The following is a 19,523-nucleotide window of genomic DNA, read 5'->3' as shown; positions in this document are numbered from 1 at the left end:
TTGATGACAGATCTCGACGACCGGCGGTCTTCCGACCGGCCGGCCACCACCGGCAATCGCCGCGGCGCACGGTTGCCGCGCGATGCCCGTCGGGCGCAACTGCTCGCTGCTGCGAGCGAAATATTCGTGACCCGCGGATATCACGCATCCGGAATGGACGAGATCGCCGAATGCGCCGGTGTCAGCAAGCCGGTCCTGTACCAGCACTTCCCGGGAAAACTCGAGCTGTATCTGGCGGTGCTGCAGAGCTACGTGGACACCCTGATCGCGGGAGTCCGCCAGGCCCTGCGCTCGACCACGGACAACAGGCAGCGCGTTCGCGCCGCAGTGCTGGCGTTCTACGACTTCGTCGACACCGACACACAGGGCTTCCGCTTGGTCTTCGAGTCCGATCTGATGGGCGACCCGCAGGTCAATGCGCGCGTCGAGCAGGCGACGGAAGCCTGCGTCGACGCCGTCTTCGACCTGGTTGCTCACGACTCCGGACTCGATCCGTACCGGGCCCGCGTACTGGCTGTCGGCCTGGTCGGTGCCAGTCAGTTCACCGCTCGGTACTGGCTCGAAGCCGACCGGCCGATCTCCAAGGAAGACGCCGTCGACACCACGGTGTCGCTGGCCTGGGGCGGTCTGTCACACGTTCCCCTGCAGGCACCGTAGGGAACGGACCCACGAACGCAACACGCCCCTCACTCGATCCGAGTGAGGGGCGTGTTTTTCGTTCCGCGCGGTCTCAGGCGGTCGCGAATCCGACCTTGCGAGCATCGGACGGACCGATCTCGACGTACGACACCTTGGAAGCCTGAATCAAGAACTTGCGTCCCTTCTCGTCCTCCAACGACAGCACTCCGTCCTTACCGGCGAAGGCGGTCGATACGAGCGCTTCGACCTCGGCCGGGGACTGCGTGCTGTTCACGACGAGCTCACGGGAACTCTCCGAAACACCGATCTTGACCTCCACGGTCAACCTCCGAACTCTCGACAACTCTGCTCACGCCAGGCTAGTGCAGAGGGGTCGCCCCGGATGCCCGACGCCCTGTGCTGTCAGCGAACAGCGCCCAGTGCGGTCAGTCCAGGCCGAGTGAGGACATCCGTTCCGCATGCTGTTCCTGCATGCGATCGAACAGTGCGACGACACCGTTGAGATCTCCCGACGCGGTGATGACGAGATCGGTCAACGACTCGCGGCGAGCGAGCACGAACTGCGCCTGGGTGATGGCCTCACCGAGGAGACGACGACCCCACAGCATCAGTCGTGCCTTGTCCTGCGAGCTTGCGCGAACCCGGTCGGAGACCTCGTGCACCACGAACTCCGAGTGTCCGGTCTCGGCGAGCACGTCTCGAACGATCTCGGCCACGGCCGGGTCGAGACTGTGCGCGATCTGCCGGTAGAAATCGGCCGCGATGCCGTCACCCACGTAGGCCTTGACCAACGACTCCAACCACGTCGACGGCGTCGTCGACTCGTGGTACTCGTCCAGAGCGCGAACGAACGGATCCATCGAGGCGTAGACATCGAGACCGCGATCCGACAGGGCTTTCTGCAACGTCTCGAAGTGGCTCATCTCCGCAGCCGCCATGCTCGCCAGCGCGACGCGACCCTCCATGGTCGGAGCCATTCGAGCGTCGTCCGCCAGGCGATAGAACGCAGAGATCTCGCCGTAGGCGAGCACCGCGAACAGATCCGGAATGCCGGGGTGATCGTGCGCGATCGCCGGGTCGACCCGGTCCGTTTCCGGCGACTCGACGACGGTGGTGGGTGAAACTGCGGACGACGGCTCCGACGAATGGGCTCCCATGCGGCAATCGTAGTCCGGTGTCGGACCCGTCGTCTCGGCGCGCGCCGGACCTGCCGCGACCTGCCGACAATGGAGAAATCCGTTCGGCAAGCTACCATGGTGCTCGATCGTCGCTCGCGGACCGATGAAACGGACCGAAGAAGCACGCGACGGTCATCGATAATGTGTGCGCACCTGATCCGGGTCGCCTCGACAGCTTCGCCGCAGCGGACATCGCAGTCCGCGGCCGCGCTGAGGCTGACGGCGACATCACATCGGATCGAGGGCATCGACTTCGGCCGGCAATAGGCCTATGCCCTTCCTCGTGCGCACGTTCGAACACGAGGAAGGCCAGTCCCCTGAGCAAGACAGTCATCGACCAAGAGTCCGACACCGGCGATACCACGGTGTCGGCGCACGTGGACGACACGCACGTACCTCCCACTTTCGCCGAGCTGAACGTGGACCCCACCATCGTTCGCGCACTGTCCGAGATGGGAATCGAGCGCACGTTCGCCATTCAGGAGTTGACGCTGCCGCTCGCCATCGCGGGCGACGACCTCATCGGTCAGGCACGCACCGGAATGGGCAAGACGTTCGGCTTCGGTGTGCCCCTGCTGCACCGACTCGCCACCGACAACTCCGGCACCTCCCCGCTGGACGGGACCCCCCGCGCCCTGGTGATCGTGCCGACGCGTGAACTGTGCGTGCAGGTCAGCTCCGACCTCGAGAACGCGTCGAAGTACCTCAGCGGCGCGAACGGCCCCGTCAAGGTGCTCTCCATCTACGGTGGCCGTCCGTACGAGGCGCAGATCAGCGCATTGCAGAACGGCGTCGACGTCGTCGTCGGCACCCCGGGCCGACTGCTCGACCTCGCCAAGCAGAACCACCTGATCCTCGGCAAGGTCGGGGTCCTGGTTCTCGACGAGGCCGACGAGATGCTCGACCTCGGGTTCCTCCCCGACATCGAGCGCATCCTCGGCATGGTCCCCGACAAGCGTCAGACGATGCTGTTCTCCGCCACGATGCCCGGCCCCATCATCACTCTGGCCCGCACCTTCCTGACGCAGCCGACGCACATCCGCGCCGAAGAGGCGGAGTCCTCGGCCGTGCACGATCGCACCGCCCAGCACGTCTACCGGGCCCACGCCCTCGACAAGGTCGAGATGGTCGCCAAGGTCCTCAAGGCCGAAGGTCGCGGCGCGACGATGGTGTTCACCCGCACCAAGCGCACCGCGCAGAAGGTCTCCGACGAGCTGGCCGAGCGCGGCTACTCGGTCGGCGCGGTCCACGGAGACCTCGGCCAGGTCCAGCGCGAGAAGGCTCTCAAGGCTTTCCGCACCGGCAAGATCGACGTGCTGATCGCCACCGACGTCGCGGCCCGAGGAATCGACATCGACGACGTCACCCACGTCATCAACTACCAGTGCCCCGAGGACGAGAAGACCTACGTCCACCGCATCGGCCGCACCGGCCGTGCAGGGCGCACCGGTATCGCCGTCACCCTCGTCGACTGGGACGACATCCCGCGCTGGCAGTTGATCGACAAGGCTCTGGGTCTGGGTATGCCGGATCCGGTCGAGACGTATTCGAGCTCGCCGCACCTGTTCTCCGACCTCGACATCCCCACCGATGCCACCGGCACCGTGCGCAAGGCACCGTCGCGTGCCCCGGAGAAGACGGACGACGACGGCGAGACGAATGCCGCAGCGCCTGCGGCCGACGCGTCGTCGACGACGAAGCCGCGCCGCTCGCGCAGTCGCAGGCGCACCCGCGCAGGGCAGGACGGCGACAACGCCGCAGGCTCTGCCACCACCACGAACGAATCCACTTCCGCCTCGGATTCGGTTGCCGGACAGTCGGATACGACCGACACAGCGACCACCGACACGGCCACCAAGACTGCCCCGCGCCGCCGTAGGCGTCGTCGCCCCAGTGGATCGTCCGCCGATGCCGGACCGTCGACTGCGAGCGCATCGGAGTAACCTCCCGCCGTGCTGGCTCCAGAACGTCGGACGAGAACCGACCTCGTCGTCGCCGCCGTCATCGCAGTGGTGGTGGTCGTTGCCGCGAGCATCGCCTGGTTCACCGGTGATGCTCGCGGAACCACATCGATCCCGGCCGAGGAGCCACTGCCTCGAGCCGAACCCGCCGCCGCGGTGCCCACGACGCTCACCGAACTGTGGCGCGCACCGAGCGCAGCGACGGATTCGACGCGAACCCCGTTTCCTGTCGTCACCGGATCCACGGTGGTCACCGCCGACGGGGGTGCCGTCCTCGGCCGCGATCCACGGTCGGGCGAGCAATCCTGGTCGTACACACGCGATCTCCCGCTCTGCTCGGTGGTCGCGTCGTGGAACACCGCGGTCGCGGTCTACCGCGACGGCCGCGGCTGCTCTCAGGTCACCGAACTCGACGGGGCCACCGGAGACCGCAAGGCGCAGCGCACGTCCGACGCCGACGATGCGGTCCGCCTGTCCTCCGACGGCACCTACGTGACATCGAGGGGCGACACCCGCATGGAGCTGTGGCGGTCGGACCTGGTGCGCACCCTCGAATACGGCCGAGTGGACGCCCCGGTCAATCCGGGAAGTCAGCCGAGAACCGGCTGCACATTGCTGTCCTCGGCGTCGACGAACTCACGAACGGCCGTGCTCGAACAGTGCCCGGGAGAGCCCGCCGCGCGATTGTCGCTCATCAATCCTGCCCCCAAGGACGCCAGTGAACCCGAGGAGTACGGGTCAGCGGTGGTACCGGAACTCGTTCCCGAATCCGACACACCGACTGCCGGGCGGATCATCGCGATCACGGGCAGCGTTGTCGCGCTGTGGATCCCAGCGAACAACGGCGCGCCCGATCGGGTGGGACTGTACGACGACGCGGCCGCGAGAACCTCCGAATTCGCTCTCCCCGGAGGCTCCTCCCCTACCCCGAACTTCCCTGCAACGAAAGCAGGTTCGGTGCTCACCTGGTTCACCGGCGCGGGAGTCCAGGCGTTCGATCCCGACAACCTCGGCCCTCTGTGGACCGTCCCCGGAGCCCTCGGGAACGGCGCGGTCATGGCCGGACGACTCCTCGTACCCGTACCCGACGGCATATCGGTGGTCGATCTCGCCACCGGTGTTTCGACGGCCGACATTCCGGTCGACCGAGGCGATTACGACGGCCCGATACAGATCTCGGTGATCGGCGACGTGGTCGTCGAGCAACGCGGTTCCGACGTGGTCGCTCTGGGCTGACTCGATCTCAGGGGCTTCGTACTACTCCGCCGGATCGTAGGTCTTCAGATCGGCTTTGCCGTCCCAGTGCGCCAGCAGATTCTCGGCAAGTTCTCGATAGGCCTGCGCGCCCTTGTTCTTTCGGCCCGAGAGTACCGTCGCGCCGGATGCACTGGCCTCCGCGAAGCGCACGGTCCGCGGAATCGGCGGCGCGAGCACCGGTAACGAATAGCGATCCGAGACATCGCCGAGCACGTCCCTGCTGTGCGTGGTGCGAGCATCGAACAGTGTGGGAAGGGCACCCAGAAGCGTCAGATCGGGGTTGGTGATCTGCTGCACCTCGGACACCGTTCGCAACAACTGACCGACCCCTCGATGCGCGAGGGTCTCGCACTGCAGGGGCACCAACACCGACTGCGCGGCGGTGAGGCCGTTGAGGGTCAGTACCCCGAGCGACGGCGGACAATCGATGACGACGACATCGAAATCCTCGAGGATCGGTGCGAGGGCCCGCTTGAGGGCGAATTCGCGACCCGCACGCATCAGCAGCAACGCTTCCGCGCCGGCGAGATCGATCGTCGCAGGCAGCAGCACGATTCCTTCCGCGGTCTCGATCAGGACGTCCTCGACCTTCGCATCCCCGGTCAGCACTTCGTGGACCGAGGAATCGAGCTTGTCCGGGTTGTGCCCGAGCGAGAACGTCAGGCAGCCCTGCGGGTCGAGGTCGACCACCAGGACGCGTCGATCGAGAGCATGCAGCGCAGCCGCGAGCGAAGCCACCGTGGTGGTCTTGGCGACGCCGCCCTTCTGATTCGCTACCGCGAGAATTGTCGTCACGGCCCTGATCCTTGCTTACATCGAGCCGATGAGCGAGGGTTCGGCATCTCTCGGGCGCGTCAGTGCATCGCGATCGGTGCCGCGGACCGCTCGGTGACGTGCTTCGTTCGGGGCAGGAAGAAGGCGGGGACGAACGTGGCGACGATCAGAATCAGCGCGACCATGAAGGTGGTTCCGAACGCCCTGGCCGAGATGTCGAAGGCCTCGACCTGGCTGGTCGCCGTCGATGCGGGCTTCTGCTGAGCGGTCAACACCACCGACATCAGCGCAGTGCCTATGGAACCGGCCGCTTGCTGAACGATGTTCATCAACGTCGAGCCGCGGGCAACCGTGTCGTCGGTCAGTGTCTGCAGCGCGGCCGTCATGATGGGCATCATCGTCGAACCGAGGCCGAGACCCATGACGAACAGTGCGCCGATGAGCAGGATGTAGGACGTGTCGGTGCCGACCTGGGTGAACACCGCCATCCCTGCGGTGATGAGCACCATTCCCGCCAGCACGATCCTGCCGGGACCGAACTTGTCGGCGATCACTCCGGCGATCGGCATCGCGATCATCGCGCCGATGCCCTGCGGTGCGAGCAGCAGCCCGGCAGTCAACGTCGTTTCGCCGCGAAGCAGGAAATAGCTCGGGAACAGCAGTCCCGCGCCCATGAAGGCGACCATGAACAGCGTGGTGGTGATCACGGCCACGGTGAGCGATCGGTTCGCGAACAGCCGTAGATCGATCAGCGGATGCTGCACACGCAGGGCATGAAAAACGAACAGGACGATCAGCACGAGCCCGACGATGACCGGGACCAGTACCTTCACCGCGAGAACGGTTTCGGTTTCGACGACCGAGGACGCGCCGTAGAGGAACAGGGCGAGGCCGGGCGAGAGCATCAGCATGCCGCGGAAGTCGAAGGATTCGGACGGAGTCGGGTTGTCCCTGGGAAAGATCACCACGGCCGCGATCAGGGCGAGTATGCCGATCGGCAGGTTGATGAGGAAGATCCAGTGCCAGCTCGCTGCCTCGATCAGCCAGCCGCCGAGGATGGGCCCTGCGATGGGACCGATGAGCATCGGAACACCCAACACGGCCATCACCCGCCCGATTCGCTCGGGACCGGCGGCGCGCGTCATGATCGTCATGCCCAGCGGCATCAGCATGCCGCCGCCGAGACCCTGCAACACCCGGAAGGCGATGAGCGAGGTGATGTCCCAGGCGAAGCTGCACAGCACCGAACCGAGGACGAACAGCACCAGCGCGGTGATGTAGAGGCGCTTGGTACCGAACCGATCGGCAGCCCAACCGGTCAGAGGTATGACGGTCGCCAGAGCGAGCGTGTAGCCCGTCATCGTCCACGCGGCGTTGGCGTAGGTGGTGTCGAACACGTCGGTGAACGTCCGGAGTGCGACGCTGACGACGGTGACATCGAGAATCGACATGATCGCCCCGAGCACGACGACACCGGCGATCTTCAGCAACGCGCCGTCGAGCTTCTCCGGAGCATCGGACGACGCGGGCTTCTGCAGGTCGGTCATGGTTCTCCAGGAGATGAGAAGGAAGTGTGAGGCACGACGGGAAGAGCTGTGTTGCCCGAGGCAGCGAAGATTCGCCCCGAGAGTAACCGGCCGGTAGGTCCGTACTCAATCGACAAATCGGACACATCCGCAGGCCACCTATGACAAGGGCCACATCCCGAGAGCGGGCATGATCGTTCCATGACAACACACGGCGGCGTCGAGGCTGGCAGAGTCGTTCTACTTCGGCACGGTGAGACCGAATGGGCGCTTGCCGGCAAGCACACCGGGAACACCGACGTCCCTCTCACGAGTACCGGCGAGCGACAGGCCGTCGAGGCCGGATCGCTCCTCCGACTCCTGAAGCTACGCGATCCCCTGGTGATCACGAGTCCGCGAGAGCGCGCCCGTCGAACTGCCGAGCTCGCAGGCCTGGAGGTCGACCGGACGTGGGATGCGTTGTCGGAGTGGGACTACGGCGACTACGAGGGCATCACCTCGACGCAGATCCACGAGACGGTGCCGCACTGGACCGTCTGGACGCATCCGTGCCCGGGTGGTGAGTCCATCGGAGACATCGCTGTGCGCGTCGAACTGGTGCTCTCGGTGGTGCTGCCACTGTTGAGCGGCCGCGACGTCGTGTTGGTCGGCCACGGCCACTTCTCGCGCGCGCTGATCGCCGGCTGGACAGAGGCCCCCATCACCGAGGGCAAACGCTTCGCACTCTCACCCGCCGCGTATTCGTTGCTCGGTTTCGAGCATTCGTTTCGCCAGCTCGTTGCGCACAACGTGCACCCGTCGATTCTCACCGCTGCCACGGCACCGAAAGGAAACCCAGGATGATTCGCCGCGCCACCGAGGCCGATGTTCCCGCCGTCACCGCTCTCGTGCACGAACTGGCCGCGTACGAGAAATCGTCCTCGCTGTGCACCGTTCGAGACGAGCAGCTTCGTTCTGCGCTGTTCGGGGCGCAGCCGTCGGTGTTCGCACACGTCGCCGAGCACGAGGGGACGGTGGTGGGGTGCGCGCTGTGGTTCTTGAACTTCTCCACGTGGGACGGCGTCAACGGAATCTATCTGGAGGATCTCTACGTGCAGCCCGCCGCGCGCGGAGAAGGCCTCGGAACGGCTCTGCTCGCGGCGTTGGCTGCCGAATGCGTCGATCGGCGGTACACGCGTTTGGTCTGGTCGGTTCTGGATTGGAACACCCCGTCGATCGGGTTCTACCGATCACTCGGAGCAGAGCCGCAGGACGAGTGGACCACGTTCCGCCTGACCGAGACGGCATTGGCAGAGCTGGCCACCCGGGCGCGTTGAACGACCACCTCGGCGGAATCAGTCGTCGACGTCGCTGTATTCGGCGGCCATCCACCGAGAGGACGGCGGGCTGAACAGCAACACGAGCACGCCGACGACAACTACTCCGAGGGCGATGCCGTAGACGGTTTGATGCGATCCGGTCAACAGTGACCACACGACGGGTAGCAGCAGCAGCTGTACGACGGTGGCGATGGACCTTCCCCAGCGTTTTCCGAGCACCAGGGCGATGCCCGCCGCCCCGACTCCGATACCGAGGACACCGAACCATCCCGCGGTGCCGTAGCCGTTGGCCACGGCGTTGTCCCCTTCTCCGGAGAACGCTCGGACGAGAAGAACGAAGGCGGCCACCAGCGACGCCACGCCTTGCGCTGCGACGAGCGCCCCGGCGGATCGGAACGTGGCCGGCGGGGTGAGGTTCTCGGGTGAGGTGGACACGCGACCAGCCTAGGCAACCGGGAGTGGAGCCTGCGGAACGACCCGAGGTGACGGGAGTGGAGCCTGCGGAACGACGCAGGTGACCGGAGTGGAGCCTGCGGAACGACGCAGGTGACCGGAGTGGAGCCTGCGGAACGACCCCGTTAGTGTCAGTGCTCGTGCGTGCGCTGCTGATCGTCAATCCCAATGCGACTTCTACGACGGCTGCGGCTCGGGATCTGTTGGCTCATGCGTTGTCGAGTCGGGTGCGGGTGACGGTTGCGCAGACGACTCATCGTGATCATGCGTCGGAGCTTGCTCGGGGTGCCCGTGAGGACGGGATGGGTCTGGTGATCGTTCATGGTGGTGACGGGACGGTCAACGAGGTGATCAACGGGTTGCTCGGGGTGCCGTTGCCGACGTCGATGCAGGCGGTGACGATCGGTGCGATTCCGCCGATTGCGGTCGTTCCCGGTGGTAGTGCGAATGTGTTCGCTCGTTCGCTGGGTATCGAGGCGGATCCGGTGGCGGCGACGAATCAGTTGATCGGCCTGCTCGATGCACGGGCGCGGCGGACGATCGGGTTGGGGCACTGCGACAACCGTTGGTTCACGTTCAACGCGGGTATGGGTCTGGATGCGGACGTGTGTCGGGCTATCGATGCCGGGCGCAAGGACGGCAAGCCGGTGTCTGCGACGCGTTATGTGCGGTCGGCGGTGCAGGAGTTCTTCAAGCACAAGCGGCAGCCGGCTCGGTTGACGGTGGAGGTTCCGGGTCAGGATCCGTTCGAGGGTGTGCACTATGCGTTCGTGTCGAATTCGAGTCCGTGGACGTATTTGAACGAGAGGCCGGTGCACACCAATCCGGGTACCGGTTTCGATTCGGGTCTGGGAGTGTTCGGCATGCGTTCGACTGCCTTGCTCCCTACCTTGCGGGTGTCTCGCCAGTTGCTGGCCAAGGGCGCAGAACCGAAGTCGCGCAAGCTGATTCGGATCGATGATGTGCCGAGTGTCCGAATTTCGTCGGCGGAACCGGTCGGTTTGCAGATGGATGGCGACTATCTGGGCGAGCGCACGGAAGCGGAGTTCTTCTCCACTCCCGACGCGCTCGAAGTGGTCGCGCCGGGCAGGTGAGGGCCGCCCGTCCTGGGCATATGCGGCAACACACAACGCTGTTCTGGGGAAACCACGAGCGAAATCCGTTCACTCGGGGTACAAAGGAGCGCAGAAGGCTAAAGCGAGCCTAACAGAGTGAGCTTGACCACGGTCACGCGCGTACCCCTTGACTTCACCTGAGTTCGTGAAAGCATTCACAAGCAACAGTGCGGAAACATTGGTTACCCACTCGTGAACAGAAGAGAAACGAAACGGCGCTTCGGCGCCCGGTAAGGAGCAGAGGATGGACTGGCGCCACAAGGCAATTTGTCGCGATGAAGATCCGGAACTATTTTTCCCGGTGGGAAACAGTGGTCCGGCGCTCGCGCAGATCGCCGATGCCAAAGTCGTCTGTACTCGGTGCCCCGTCACCGCTGAATGCCTGTCCTGGGCACTCGAATCCGGCCAGGACGCAGGAGTATGGGGCGCAATGAGTGAAGACGAGCGCCGTGCTCTCAAGCGACGCAACGCACGTACGCGCGCACGCAGCTCCGTCTAGGACGCACACGCAGCAATCGGCAAGGCCCGGTACCCGCTCAGCGGATGCCGGGCCTTCTGCGTTCCACGGATCGTCGGCGGGCTCGTTACACACTGTTCACCGAACGTGCATCAGGCCCTCGGCACACGCCGTCCCAGAGGAACTCTCAACATCGCGTCGGTTCCCCCTCCCGCCGCCGGATGCAGACCGAGCGATCCGTTCAGCTCCACCGATACCAGCGTGCGCACGATCTGCAGTCCGAGACCGTCCGAGCGTTCCAGGGAGAACCCCGTGGGCAACCCGCGCCCGTCGTCGTGGATGACAACATCGAGCCACTTCGCGGACCGGTCCGCTCCGATTCGGACGACACCCGCAGAACCGGCGTCGAATCCATGCTCCATCGCGTTCTGCACCAGCTCCGTGAGCACCATCACCAAGGGCGTCGCCCGTTCGGCCGAGAAGACTCCGAGTTTGCCCTCGCGCACCACTCGAACTCTCGGGTTGACCGTCGCTATGTCCAACATGATGGGCACCAGACGATCGACGATCTCGTCGAGATCCACTTCCTCGTCCACCGACATCGACAGCATCTCGTGCACGAGTGCAATGGACGTCACCCGACGAACCGACTCGGACAACGCCGTCCGCGCTTCCTCGTTCTCGAGTCGACGAGACTGCAGCCGGAGCAGCGCCGCCACCGTCTGAAGGTTGTTCTTCACCCGATGATGGATCTCTCGGATGGTCGCGTCCTTGCTGAGGAGGGCTCGATCGCGTCGTTTCACCTCGGTGACATCGCGGATCAGCACAGCCGCACCGGCCGACCTCCCCCGGGGCTGCAGAGCCAACGTACGCACGAGAACGGTGGCACCGCGTGCATCGACCTCCATCCGGTGTCCCACGTTGCCGCTGAGCGACGATCTGATGTGGTCGGCCACTTCCTGTGAGTCGAACGGGTCGGTGACCAGAGATCGCGTGACCGACGCCAGATCTCGACCGGACAACTCCGTCGTCAATCCCATCCGGTGGTACGCCGAGAGGGCGTTGGGACTGGCGTAGTCCACCCGCCCCTCGGTGTCGACGCGAATGAATCCGTCGCCCGCTCGCGGGGACGAGTTCACATCGGTCCGCTCCTCCGGGGTGGGAAACGTCCCTTCGCTGATCATCAGACACAGGTCGTCGGCACATTCCCGATACGCGACCTCGAGGGCACTCGGCGGACGGAGCTGCGCGGGATTGGTGTCTCGGGTCAGCACCGCGATGACGTGCTCCCCGCAGCGCACCGGAATGCTCTCGGTCCGGGTCACCACTCCTCCGTGCACTATTTGCCGCTGCTGCAGCGCGACCATCACGTCGGGGTGCTCGGACTCGGAGATCGTCGTTCCCACGATGTCGTGCGTGAAGACCGTGGGCGCAGTGGTCGGCCGGCACTGAGCCACACACAGCACGTCGGCAGTCCCACTGGCCACGTCATCGGTGCCGACCCACAGCAGCACGTCGGCGAACGACAGGTCGGCCAGCAGCTGCCACTCCCCCACGACTCGTTGCAAGTGGTCGACCGCGACACCGGGGAGGTCGGTGTGCTCGGCCAGAAGGTCACTGAGGGTCGACACGACAGCTCACGTGATCACTGCTCAGGACACGACGGCGATGAGGTCGCCCTGCTGAATGACGTCGCCCACCGCGACGTCCACCGATGTGACTGTCCCTGCCGTCTCGGCCAACACGGGAATCTCCATCTTCATCGATTCCAGGATGACGAGGGTGTCACCGACCTCGACTGCGTCGCCTCGGGCCACGACCACCTGAAACACCGTGGACACCATCTCCGCACGAACGTCCTCGGACACCGGCGAACCCCTCTCTCACGTCACCACGAACTGCGCAGACCACCCACCGGAGGCCAGGCCCGTCACAGTAAGCCAATCACACGTGGGAGACTGTAGTGAACAAACGAGAGGAGCCCATCATGGGAAAGCGTGGACGTAAGAAGCGTGCTCGTAAGGGCAACAAGGCCAACCACGGCAAACGTCCGAACAGCTGACGGTTTGCCACAAGCGACGAGGGGCCGAGAAGCTACTGCTTCTCGGCCCCTCGTCGTCGTACGAACTGCGGTTATTCGGAGTCGGTCTGACGAATCAACACCGTCCGTCGGATCTCGACGCTCAGTCGCTCGCGCAACCCGGCCGGTGCCTGGTCTCCCCCGCACTTGCGTGAGATGAGCCGCTTGACCTTCTCTTCGATTCCATATGCCTCGAAGCAGGATCCGCATTCGTCGATGTGCTTCTGCAGACGGGTCCGGCTCGCTTCGTCGCATTCGTTGTCGAGCATCACCCACACGTCCGCGATCACCGCCGAGCAGTCGAGCCGCTCGAACTGTGCGTCGCCGTCGTCCCCGCCGTCGATCTTTCCGGTGCCCGTCACTGGACTACCTCCTGCTCGTGCCGGTCGACTGCGCCGTCCCGGTTGAATCCGCGCTCCCGTGCAACCCCTGCCAGCAGGCCTCGCAGTTGCTTGCGTCCGCGGTGCAGACGCGACATCACCGTGCCGATGGGCGTGCCCATGATCTCGGCGATCTCCTTGTACGGGAATCCCTCGACGTCGGCGTAGTACACAGCCATCCGGAATTCCTCGGGCAGCGACTGCAGCGCGGCTTTGATGTCGTCGTCCGGCAGCGCGTCCAGAGCTTCCACCTCGGCGGATCGCAACCCTGTCGACGTGTGTTCGGCGGTGGCGGCGAGCTGCCAGTCACTGATCTCGTCGGTGGGGTACTGAGCGGGCTGACGCTGCTTCTTGCGATAGGAATTGATGTAGGTGTTGGTGAGAATTCGGTACAGCCATGCCTTGAGGTTCGTGCCCTCACGGAACGATCGGAACGCCGAGTAGGCCTTGACGAACGTCTCCTGAACCAGATCCTCGGCGTCGGCAGGGTTACGCGTCATTCGCAGAGCTGCGCCGTAGAGCTGATCGAGCATCGGCAACGCGTCGCGCTCGAAGCGCTCGGTCAACTGAGCCTCGGTCTCGGCAGCCCTGCGCTCCGCGATCGCCTTTTCGTCGTCCACGTCAGCGACGGGATTGCTGGCTTCTGTCACGCTGATCCCTTCGATAGCTTCCACCGCCCAGGCTACGGCGCCCGTAGTCGGCTTCTGCGAAGAGATCACCCCCTTCAACACGAGGGGACGTCCCGCGGTCAGCACTGCCATTCGTCATTCCTTCCGCCTGCATCCGTATCTGTCGTTACACAACACGGCGTCGTCCCGTCGTGTTCCCGCTCGGTCGCTAGAGTCCGGTGAATGGCTGCGTCCACACCCGCTCTCGCGCTGCTCACCGCACGAAAGGTGGCGCACACCGTCCACTCCTACGACCACGATGCTCGGGTGCAGTCCTACGGCGAGGAGGCAGCCCGGATACTCGTCGATCGGCTCGGCGTTCGACCCGAACAGGTCTTCAAGACGCTCGTCGTGGAACGAGCAGATCGCTCGCTGGCGGTGGCGATCGTTCCGGTGACGGCGATGCTCTCTCTCAAGGCCGCGGCCGCTGCGCTGTCCACCAGGAAGATCGCGATGGCCGACAGGGCTGCCGCCGAGCGCTCCTCCGGGTACGTCTTCGGCGGCATCTCACCACTCGGACAACGCAGATCCCTGCCCACCGCGATCGACGACTCGGCGCTCGGCTTCGAGACGATTCTGTGCAGCGGAGGTCGTCGGGGACTGGAAATCGAACTCGCACCAGCCGATCTCATCGGGCTCACCCGTGCCACAACCGCGCCCATCGCCGCGCGCTGACATCGAATGAGAGAAGATGGACCGGTGAGCAATTGGACAGCCCCAGCCGCCGTCGCACCCGTCGACGCGACAGTCACTCTGCCCGGATCGAAATCGATCACCAATCGCGCACTGATCATCGCCTCGCTCGCCTCCGGCTCGTCCACGATCACCGGTGCTCTGCGCAGCCGTGACACCGATCTCATGATCGACGCCCTGGCAACCTTGGGGATCGAGATCATCGCCGCGGACGACGACAGGACGGCGTTGCGCGTGACTCCGGCTCCGTTGCACGGAGGAGCCGTGGAGTGTGGTCTGGCGGGTACCGTCATGCGCTTCGTGCCGCCCCTGGCTGCCCTCGCCGCGGGCGAGGTGTCGTTCGACGGCGACGAACAGGCTCGCATTCGTCCACTCGACACCATCCTAGACGCCCTGCGTGCGGTGGGGGCCGAGATCGACGGCAGCGCTCTGCCGTTCACGATGCGCGGTACCGGTTCGCTGCGCGGCGGATCGGTCGACATCGACGCCTCGGGTTCCTCGCAGTTCGTCTCGGGTCTGATGCTCTCCGCGGCGGCGTTCGACGAGGGAATCGAAATCCACCACATCGGCAAGCCCGTTCCGTCCATGCCGCACATCGACATGACCGTGGACATGTTGCGGCGCGCCGGCGTCCGAGTCGATTCCCCCGAGTCCGGTGGTGACGCGAACACCTGGCGGGTGCACCCCGGACCGGTCGCGCCGATCGAGTGGATCATCGAGCCGGATCTGTCCAACGCCACCCCTTTCCTCGCTGCAGCGGCGGTGACCGAAGGCCGAGTGCGCGTGCCGAATTGGCCCGAATCGACCACCCAGCCCGGCGATGCCTTCCGCGAGATACTCACCCGGATGGGCGCTCGAGTCGACCTGACCGCAGGCATCTTGACCGTCGAGGGCCCGGATACGTTGCGCGGCATCGATTTCGATCTTCACGATGTCGGCGAGCTGACCCCGACGGTCGCGGCACTCGCCGCACTGGCCGAAGGTCCGTCGATTCTGCGTGGCATCGCCCACCTGCGGGGCCACGAGACCGACCGACTCGCCGCACTGACAACCGAGATCGTCCGACTGGGTGGGCGCGCCGTGGAAACGGACGACGGCATCCGCATCGATCCGGCTCCGCTGCACGCAGGCGTCTGGCACTCGTACGCCGACCACCGGATGGCCACCGCGGGCGCAATCGTCGGACTGCGTGTCCCCGGGGTCGAGGTGGACGACATCGGTACCACAGCCAAAACTCTGCCCGGTTTCGAGATGTTGTGGGACGCAATGCTGTCCGCGTCGACACCGAGCGGGGTCGGCTCCTGACCGCGCGCCGATACGACGAGTCCGACGTTCGTATCCGACCGGGCAAGAGTTCGCGTCCACGGACCAAGACTCGACCCGAACACAACGACGCCGAAGCAGGCATGGTGGTGTCCGTCGACCGCGGCCGATGGGGTTGTGTGCTCGGCGGTGACCCGGCACGGCCGGTGGTGACGATGCGTGCCCGCGAGTTGGGCCGTACTCCGATCGTGGTGGGCGACGAGGTCGGCATCGTCGGAGATCTGTCGGGCAAGGTCGACACTCTGGCCCGAATCGTGCGCGTCGCCGAGCGGCGCACGGTGTTGCGGCGCACGGCGGACGACACCGATCCGTTCGAGCGGGTGGTGGTGGCCAACGCCGACCGGCTGCTCATCGTGGCCGCGCTCGCGGACCCGCCGCCTCGGACCGGTTTCGTCGAGCGGGCGCTGGTGGCTGCGTACGTCGGCGGACTCGAACCGGTCCTGTGCCTGACCAAGAGCGATCTGGCCGACCCCGAGGAATTCACCGCGGCCTTCGCCGATCTCGACGTCCCGGTGGTGTTGGCAGGCCAGTCCGAGGACCTCACCGAGCTGACCGCGATGCTGACGAACTCGGTGACGGCGCTCATCGGCCACTCGGGCGTCGGAAAGTCCACGCTCGTCAACAGGCTCGTGCCCGACGCATATCGCGCCACCGGTGTGGTCTCGGGCGTCGGGAAGGGCCGTCACACCTCGACGCAGTCGGTGGCGCTCCCTCTGCCCGGCGGCGGCTGGGTGGTCGACACTCCCGGTATCCGGTCGTTCGGACTGGCGCACATCTCCCCCGAGAACGTCGTCGCAGCGTTCTCCGATTTGGCCGACACCATCGAGAACTGCCCCCGAGGATGCACCCACCTCGGCCCACCCGCCGATCCCGAGTGCGCTCTGGACACCTTGGCCGGAGACGCGGCCCGACGCGTCGCGGCCGTGCGTCTGCTCCTCGAAGCCGTTCGAACGAACGAAGCCTGGTAGCAACCCCCCTCTCGGGGTCGGTTGCCACCAGGCTGCACGCCGTTCGGAACTTACGCGGCCTTGCGGACCAGGCTGCGAATTCCCTTGCGCTTCTTCGTCTCTGCGATGGCGGTGCGGAGACCGCGACGCTTGCCCGTTTCGGGATCGACGGTGAACAAACCGGCCGGAGCATCGGCCCACTTGCGCTCGGACGCAGTCTCGGGAGCGTCGTCACTGGTCGCCTTCAGGTACTTGTTCGGCAGCGACAGCTTGGCGATGGTTCGCCACGACAGGAAGTACTGGTGGACGATCGAACCGGTCGTGTACGGCAGGTCGTACTTCTCGGCCAGTTCGAGCACTCGAACCTTGATCTCGCGCAGGCGGTTACTGGGCAGATCCGGGAACAGGTGGTGCTCGATCTGGTAGCACAGGTTGCCGCTCATGAACTCCATGACGGGGCCTGCGTTGAAGTTCGCACTGCCGAGCATCTGACGCAGGTACCACTGACCCTGAGTTTCGCCCTCCATGTCGGACTTGGTGAACTTCTCCGCACCGTCGGGGAAGTGGCCGCAGAAGATGACGGTGTTGGTCCACACGTTGCGGATCATGTTGGCGGCGATGTTCGCCGTCAACGTGCTCTTCCAGGCGGGACCGGTCAGCAACGGATGCAGGACGTAGTCCTTGCCGATCTGCTTGCCGACCTTCTCGAGCACCTCGCGCCGCTTCTGCTCGAATTCCTCACGCGGCACTCGACCCTTGGCGACCTTGCCCAGTTCGAGGTGCTGAAGCGCCACTCCGTACTCGAAGAACAGCTGCAGCAGCAGGTTGTAGACGGGGTTGCCGATGTTGAAGGGCTTCCACCGCTGATCGCGGGTGACGCGCAGCAGACCGTAGCCGACGTCGTCGTCCATACCGAGCACGTTGGTGTACTTGTGGTGAATGTAGTTGTGCGTCTGCTTCCAGTGAGCGGACGGCCCCGTGTTGTCCCACTCCCACGACGTGGAGTGGATTTCCGGGTCGTTCATCCAGTCCCACTGGCCGTGCATGACGTTGTGGCCGAGCTCCATGTTCTCGATGATCTTCGCGACACCGAGCATGGCGGTGCCGACGAGCCACGCCGGACGACGACGGCTGGCGAAGAGCACGGCCCGGCCACCGATGTCGAGGGATCGCTGCAGGCGGATCGTGTTCTTGACGTACCGGGCGTCGCGTTCACCGCGGGACGCTTCGATGTCACGCCGGATGGCGTCGAGCTCGTGGCCCAACGCCTCGATGTCGGCATCGGTCAGATGCGCGTATTCTTTGACGTCCGTAATCGCCATGGGAAACAACCTCCTGGCAGTCGTGAACACACAGCTCGCGTATCAGGCCATGTGTGATTCCGTCACCTACCGTATCGTAACTTACGGTTCCGTAGGTTAGTGCCGGGAATGTGTGTGACGATTCACAACGACGCGCGGTCGCCCGATCGGCGAAGGGCCTTGGCCTGACGCCTGGCTTCCTTCTTGGCGTTGCGCAGGCTCACACGCGCCTCCTGCATCGCCGACCGCAGACCGCGACGTTGCCCGGTCAGCGGATCGATCCGAAGAGCATGAACGGCAGGCGAATCCCCTACGCGCCACCGTCGCTCGGAGGACGTCTCGGGAGCGTTGTCGGACGTGGCACGCAACCACGAGTCGGGCAGCGACAGCTTGTGAATGGTCCGCAGCGCCAGCAGGTACTGCTTGCCGAGCGACCCCGTGGTGTACGGCAGGTCGTACTTCTCGCACAGAGCGTGCACCTTCTCGGCGATCTCCGAGTACCTGTTGCTCGGCAGATCCGGGAACATGTGGTGCTCGATCTGGTAGCAGAGGTTGCCGCTCATGAACGCCATGACCGGACCGGCGTCGAAGTTCGCACTGCCCAGCATCTGACGCAGGTACCACTCGGGTCGTGTCTCGGTCTCGAACTGGCCGATCGTGAACTTCTCTGCCCCGTCGGGGAAGTGACCACAGAAGATCACCGCGTACGCCCACAAATTCCGGACGAGGTTGGCCGTCGCGTTGGCGGTCAACGTCGACTTCCACGCCGGACCGGACAGTGCCGGGAACAGCACGAAATCCTTGCCGACCTGCTTGGCGATCTTGCGCGCGAAGGCGCGGGTCGCCGGAGACTTCAGCAGGCCCTTCTCGTCCTCGCCGTCCAACTGCTTCTGCGCGTCGTAATCGTGCAGCGCGATGCCCCACTCGAAGGTGGTGGCCAGCACGATGTTGGCGAGCGGCTGAACGAGGTTGATCGGCTTCCACGGCTCGTCGCGGGTCATCCGCAGGATGCCGAAGCCGATGTCGTCGTCCATGCCGACGATGTTGGTGTACGTGTGGTGCGAGTAATTGTGGGCGCGTTTCCACTGCTCCGACGGACCGGTCTGATCCCACTCCCACGAGGTGGAGTGAATCTCCGGATCGTTCATCCAGTCCCACTGCCCGTGCATCACGTTGTGGCCGAGTTCCATGTTCTCGACGATCTTGGCGACACTGAGCATCGCCGTACCCACGAACCAGGCCGGCCGATACTTGCTGCCGAGCAGCACCGCACGGCCACCGAGCTCGAGCAGCCGCTGCAGTCTGATCGTCCGACGGATGTAGGCGGCATCGCGCTCGCCGCGGCTGTCTTCGACGTCTCGACGAATCGCATCCAGTTCACGACCGAACGCTTCCATGTCCGCTTCGCTGAGATGAGCGAACTCTTTGATGTCGGTGATAGCCACCGGGTCC

22 protein-coding genes are annotated in these 19,523 nt (G+C 65.0%); 11 read left to right on the top strand and 11 right to left on the bottom strand.

Features of this window, described 5'->3' with window-relative positions; translation table 11 throughout:
* Positions 1-3 precede the first annotated feature (3 nt).
* Positions 4-657, top strand: a complete 654-nt coding sequence (locus CH274_RS05930) for a TetR/AcrR family transcriptional regulator (protein WP_032397680.1) — start codon at positions 4-6, stop codon at positions 655-657.
* Between the two features lie 73 nt (positions 658-730).
* On the opposite strand, the gene CH274_RS05925 is transcribed toward CH274_RS05930, so the two are convergent.
* Complete coding sequence (locus tag CH274_RS05925) at positions 731-958, bottom strand: DUF3107 domain-containing protein (protein WP_032397679.1); 228 nt, start codon at positions 956-958, stop codon at positions 731-733.
* Positions 959-1,064: 106 nt separating this feature from the next.
* Positions 1,065-1,796 carry a ferritin-like domain-containing protein gene (locus tag CH274_RS05920; protein WP_256993487.1) on the bottom strand — a complete coding sequence of 244 codons (732 nt, stop codon included), beginning with the start codon at positions 1,794-1,796 and terminating at the stop codon, positions 1,065-1,067.
* A gap of 284 nt (positions 1,797-2,080) precedes the next feature.
* Between CH274_RS05920 and CH274_RS05915 the strand changes: the two genes are divergently transcribed.
* Positions 2,081-3,760 carry a DEAD/DEAH box helicase gene (locus CH274_RS05915; RefSeq protein WP_094657227.1) on the top strand — a complete coding sequence of 560 codons (1,680 nt, stop codon included), beginning with the start codon at positions 2,081-2,083 and terminating at the stop codon, positions 3,758-3,760.
* Between the two features lie 9 nt (positions 3,761-3,769).
* Positions 3,770-5,014, top strand: coding sequence for an Rv3212 family protein (locus CH274_RS05910; RefSeq protein WP_094648145.1), 1,245 nt, complete (start codon positions 3,770-3,772; stop codon positions 5,012-5,014).
* A 21-nt stretch (positions 5,015-5,035) separates the two neighbouring features.
* Here CH274_RS05910 and CH274_RS05905 read toward each other — a convergent pair whose 3' ends face one another.
* Both CH274_RS05905 and CH274_RS05900 read right to left on the bottom strand, forming a co-directional pair.
* Positions 5,036-5,830 carry a ParA family protein gene (locus tag CH274_RS05905; protein WP_032397676.1) on the bottom strand — a complete coding sequence of 265 codons (795 nt, stop codon included), beginning with the start codon at positions 5,828-5,830 and terminating at the stop codon, positions 5,036-5,038.
* Positions 5,831-5,889: 59 nt separating this feature from the next.
* Positions 5,890-7,356, bottom strand: coding sequence for a DHA2 family efflux MFS transporter permease subunit (locus CH274_RS05900; protein WP_094656963.1), 1,467 nt, complete (start codon positions 7,354-7,356; stop codon positions 5,890-5,892).
* A 180-nt stretch (positions 7,357-7,536) separates the two neighbouring features.
* Between CH274_RS05900 and CH274_RS05895 the strand changes: the two genes are divergently transcribed.
* Together CH274_RS05895 and CH274_RS05890 are read left to right on the top strand one after the other, a co-directional pair.
* Positions 7,537-8,178, top strand: coding sequence for an acid phosphatase (locus tag CH274_RS05895; RefSeq protein ID WP_094656962.1), 642 nt, complete (start codon positions 7,537-7,539; stop codon positions 8,176-8,178).
* Entirely contained in the window at positions 8,175-8,651 is a 477-nt protein-coding gene (locus CH274_RS05890) for a GNAT family N-acetyltransferase (protein ID WP_045195752.1), read from the top strand. The genes CH274_RS05895 and CH274_RS05890 overlap by 4 nt, the downstream gene beginning before the upstream one ends.
* Positions 8,652-8,669: 18 nt before the next feature.
* Here CH274_RS05890 and CH274_RS05885 read toward each other — a convergent pair whose 3' ends face one another.
* Positions 8,670-9,089 carry a hypothetical protein gene (locus CH274_RS05885; protein ID WP_094656961.1) on the bottom strand — a complete coding sequence of 140 codons (420 nt, stop codon included), beginning with the start codon at positions 9,087-9,089 and terminating at the stop codon, positions 8,670-8,672.
* 158 nt (positions 9,090-9,247) lie between these two features.
* Between CH274_RS05885 and CH274_RS05880 the strand changes: the two genes are divergently transcribed.
* Positions 9,248-10,201, top strand: coding sequence for a diacylglycerol/lipid kinase family protein (locus CH274_RS05880; RefSeq protein WP_032398298.1), 954 nt, complete (start codon positions 9,248-9,250; stop codon positions 10,199-10,201).
* 265 nt (positions 10,202-10,466) lie between these two features.
* Positions 10,467-10,721 (top strand): WhiB family transcriptional regulator, encoded by a 255-nt coding sequence (locus tag CH274_RS05875; protein ID WP_032366305.1) that lies wholly within the window; start codon positions 10,467-10,469, stop codon positions 10,719-10,721.
* Between the two features lie 110 nt (positions 10,722-10,831).
* On the opposite strand, the gene CH274_RS05870 is transcribed toward CH274_RS05875, so the two are convergent.
* The gene (locus CH274_RS05870) at positions 10,832-12,310 is read right to left on the bottom strand and encodes a sensor histidine kinase (RefSeq protein ID WP_032397672.1); all 1,479 of its coding nucleotides are present in this window, start codon (positions 12,308-12,310) and stop codon (positions 10,832-10,834) included.
* A 21-nt stretch (positions 12,311-12,331) separates the two neighbouring features.
* Positions 12,332-12,547, bottom strand: a complete 216-nt coding sequence (locus tag CH274_RS05865) for a biotin/lipoyl-binding carrier protein (protein ID WP_008717734.1) — start codon at positions 12,545-12,547, stop codon at positions 12,332-12,334.
* A 119-nt stretch (positions 12,548-12,666) separates the two neighbouring features.
* Between CH274_RS05865 and CH274_RS29960 the strand changes: the two genes are divergently transcribed.
* Positions 12,667-12,741, top strand: coding sequence for a 50S ribosomal protein bL37 (locus tag CH274_RS29960; RefSeq protein WP_370878772.1), 75 nt, complete (start codon positions 12,667-12,669; stop codon positions 12,739-12,741).
* Between the two features lie 71 nt (positions 12,742-12,812).
* Here CH274_RS29960 and rsrA read toward each other — a convergent pair whose 3' ends face one another.
* Complete coding sequence (gene rsrA, locus CH274_RS05860) at positions 12,813-13,121, bottom strand: mycothiol system anti-sigma-R factor (protein WP_176459171.1); 309 nt, start codon at positions 13,119-13,121, stop codon at positions 12,813-12,815.
* Positions 13,118-13,900, bottom strand: a complete 783-nt coding sequence (locus CH274_RS05855; protein WP_230596997.1) for a sigma-70 family RNA polymerase sigma factor — start codon at positions 13,898-13,900, stop codon at positions 13,118-13,120. Before CH274_RS05855 ends, rsrA begins: the two co-directional genes overlap by 4 nt.
* A gap of 90 nt (positions 13,901-13,990) precedes the next feature.
* On the opposite strand from CH274_RS05855, the gene ybaK reads away from it, so the two are divergent.
* From ybaK to rsgA, 3 genes are read left to right on the top strand one after another with little or no spacing between them, the layout of a single operon-like run.
* Positions 13,991-14,482, top strand: coding sequence for a Cys-tRNA(Pro) deacylase (ybaK, locus tag CH274_RS05850; RefSeq protein WP_094656960.1), 492 nt, complete (start codon positions 13,991-13,993; stop codon positions 14,480-14,482).
* Between the two features lie 6 nt (positions 14,483-14,488).
* Positions 14,489-15,805, top strand: a complete 1,317-nt coding sequence (aroA, locus tag CH274_RS05845) for a 3-phosphoshikimate 1-carboxyvinyltransferase (protein ID WP_032397670.1) — start codon at positions 14,489-14,491, stop codon at positions 15,803-15,805.
* Positions 15,757-16,791: a ribosome small subunit-dependent GTPase A gene (gene rsgA, locus CH274_RS05840; protein WP_179275649.1), complete on the top strand. Its 1,035-nt coding sequence runs from the start codon at positions 15,757-15,759 to the stop codon at positions 16,789-16,791. The genes aroA and rsgA overlap by 49 nt, the downstream gene beginning before the upstream one ends.
* 50 nt (positions 16,792-16,841) lie before the next feature.
* Here rsgA and CH274_RS05835 read toward each other — a convergent pair whose 3' ends face one another.
* Positions 16,842-18,092, bottom strand: coding sequence for a fatty acid desaturase family protein (locus CH274_RS05835; RefSeq protein ID WP_032397669.1), 1,251 nt, complete (start codon positions 18,090-18,092; stop codon positions 16,842-16,844).
* 122 nt (positions 18,093-18,214) lie between these two features.
* On the bottom strand, positions 18,215-19,516 hold the full coding sequence (locus tag CH274_RS05830; RefSeq protein ID WP_032398294.1) for a fatty acid desaturase family protein: 1,302 nt from the start codon (positions 19,514-19,516) through the stop codon (positions 18,215-18,217).
* Between the last annotated feature and the right edge of the window lie 7 nt (positions 19,517-19,523).

Source organism: Rhodococcus sp. 06-418-5, from assembly GCF_002258285.1.
Taxonomy (GTDB): Bacteria; Actinomycetota; Actinomycetes; order Mycobacteriales; family Mycobacteriaceae; genus Rhodococcoides.
The sequence above is the reverse complement of the archived record's forward strand: the minus strand, read 5'-3'. Positions and strand labels throughout refer to the sequence as shown.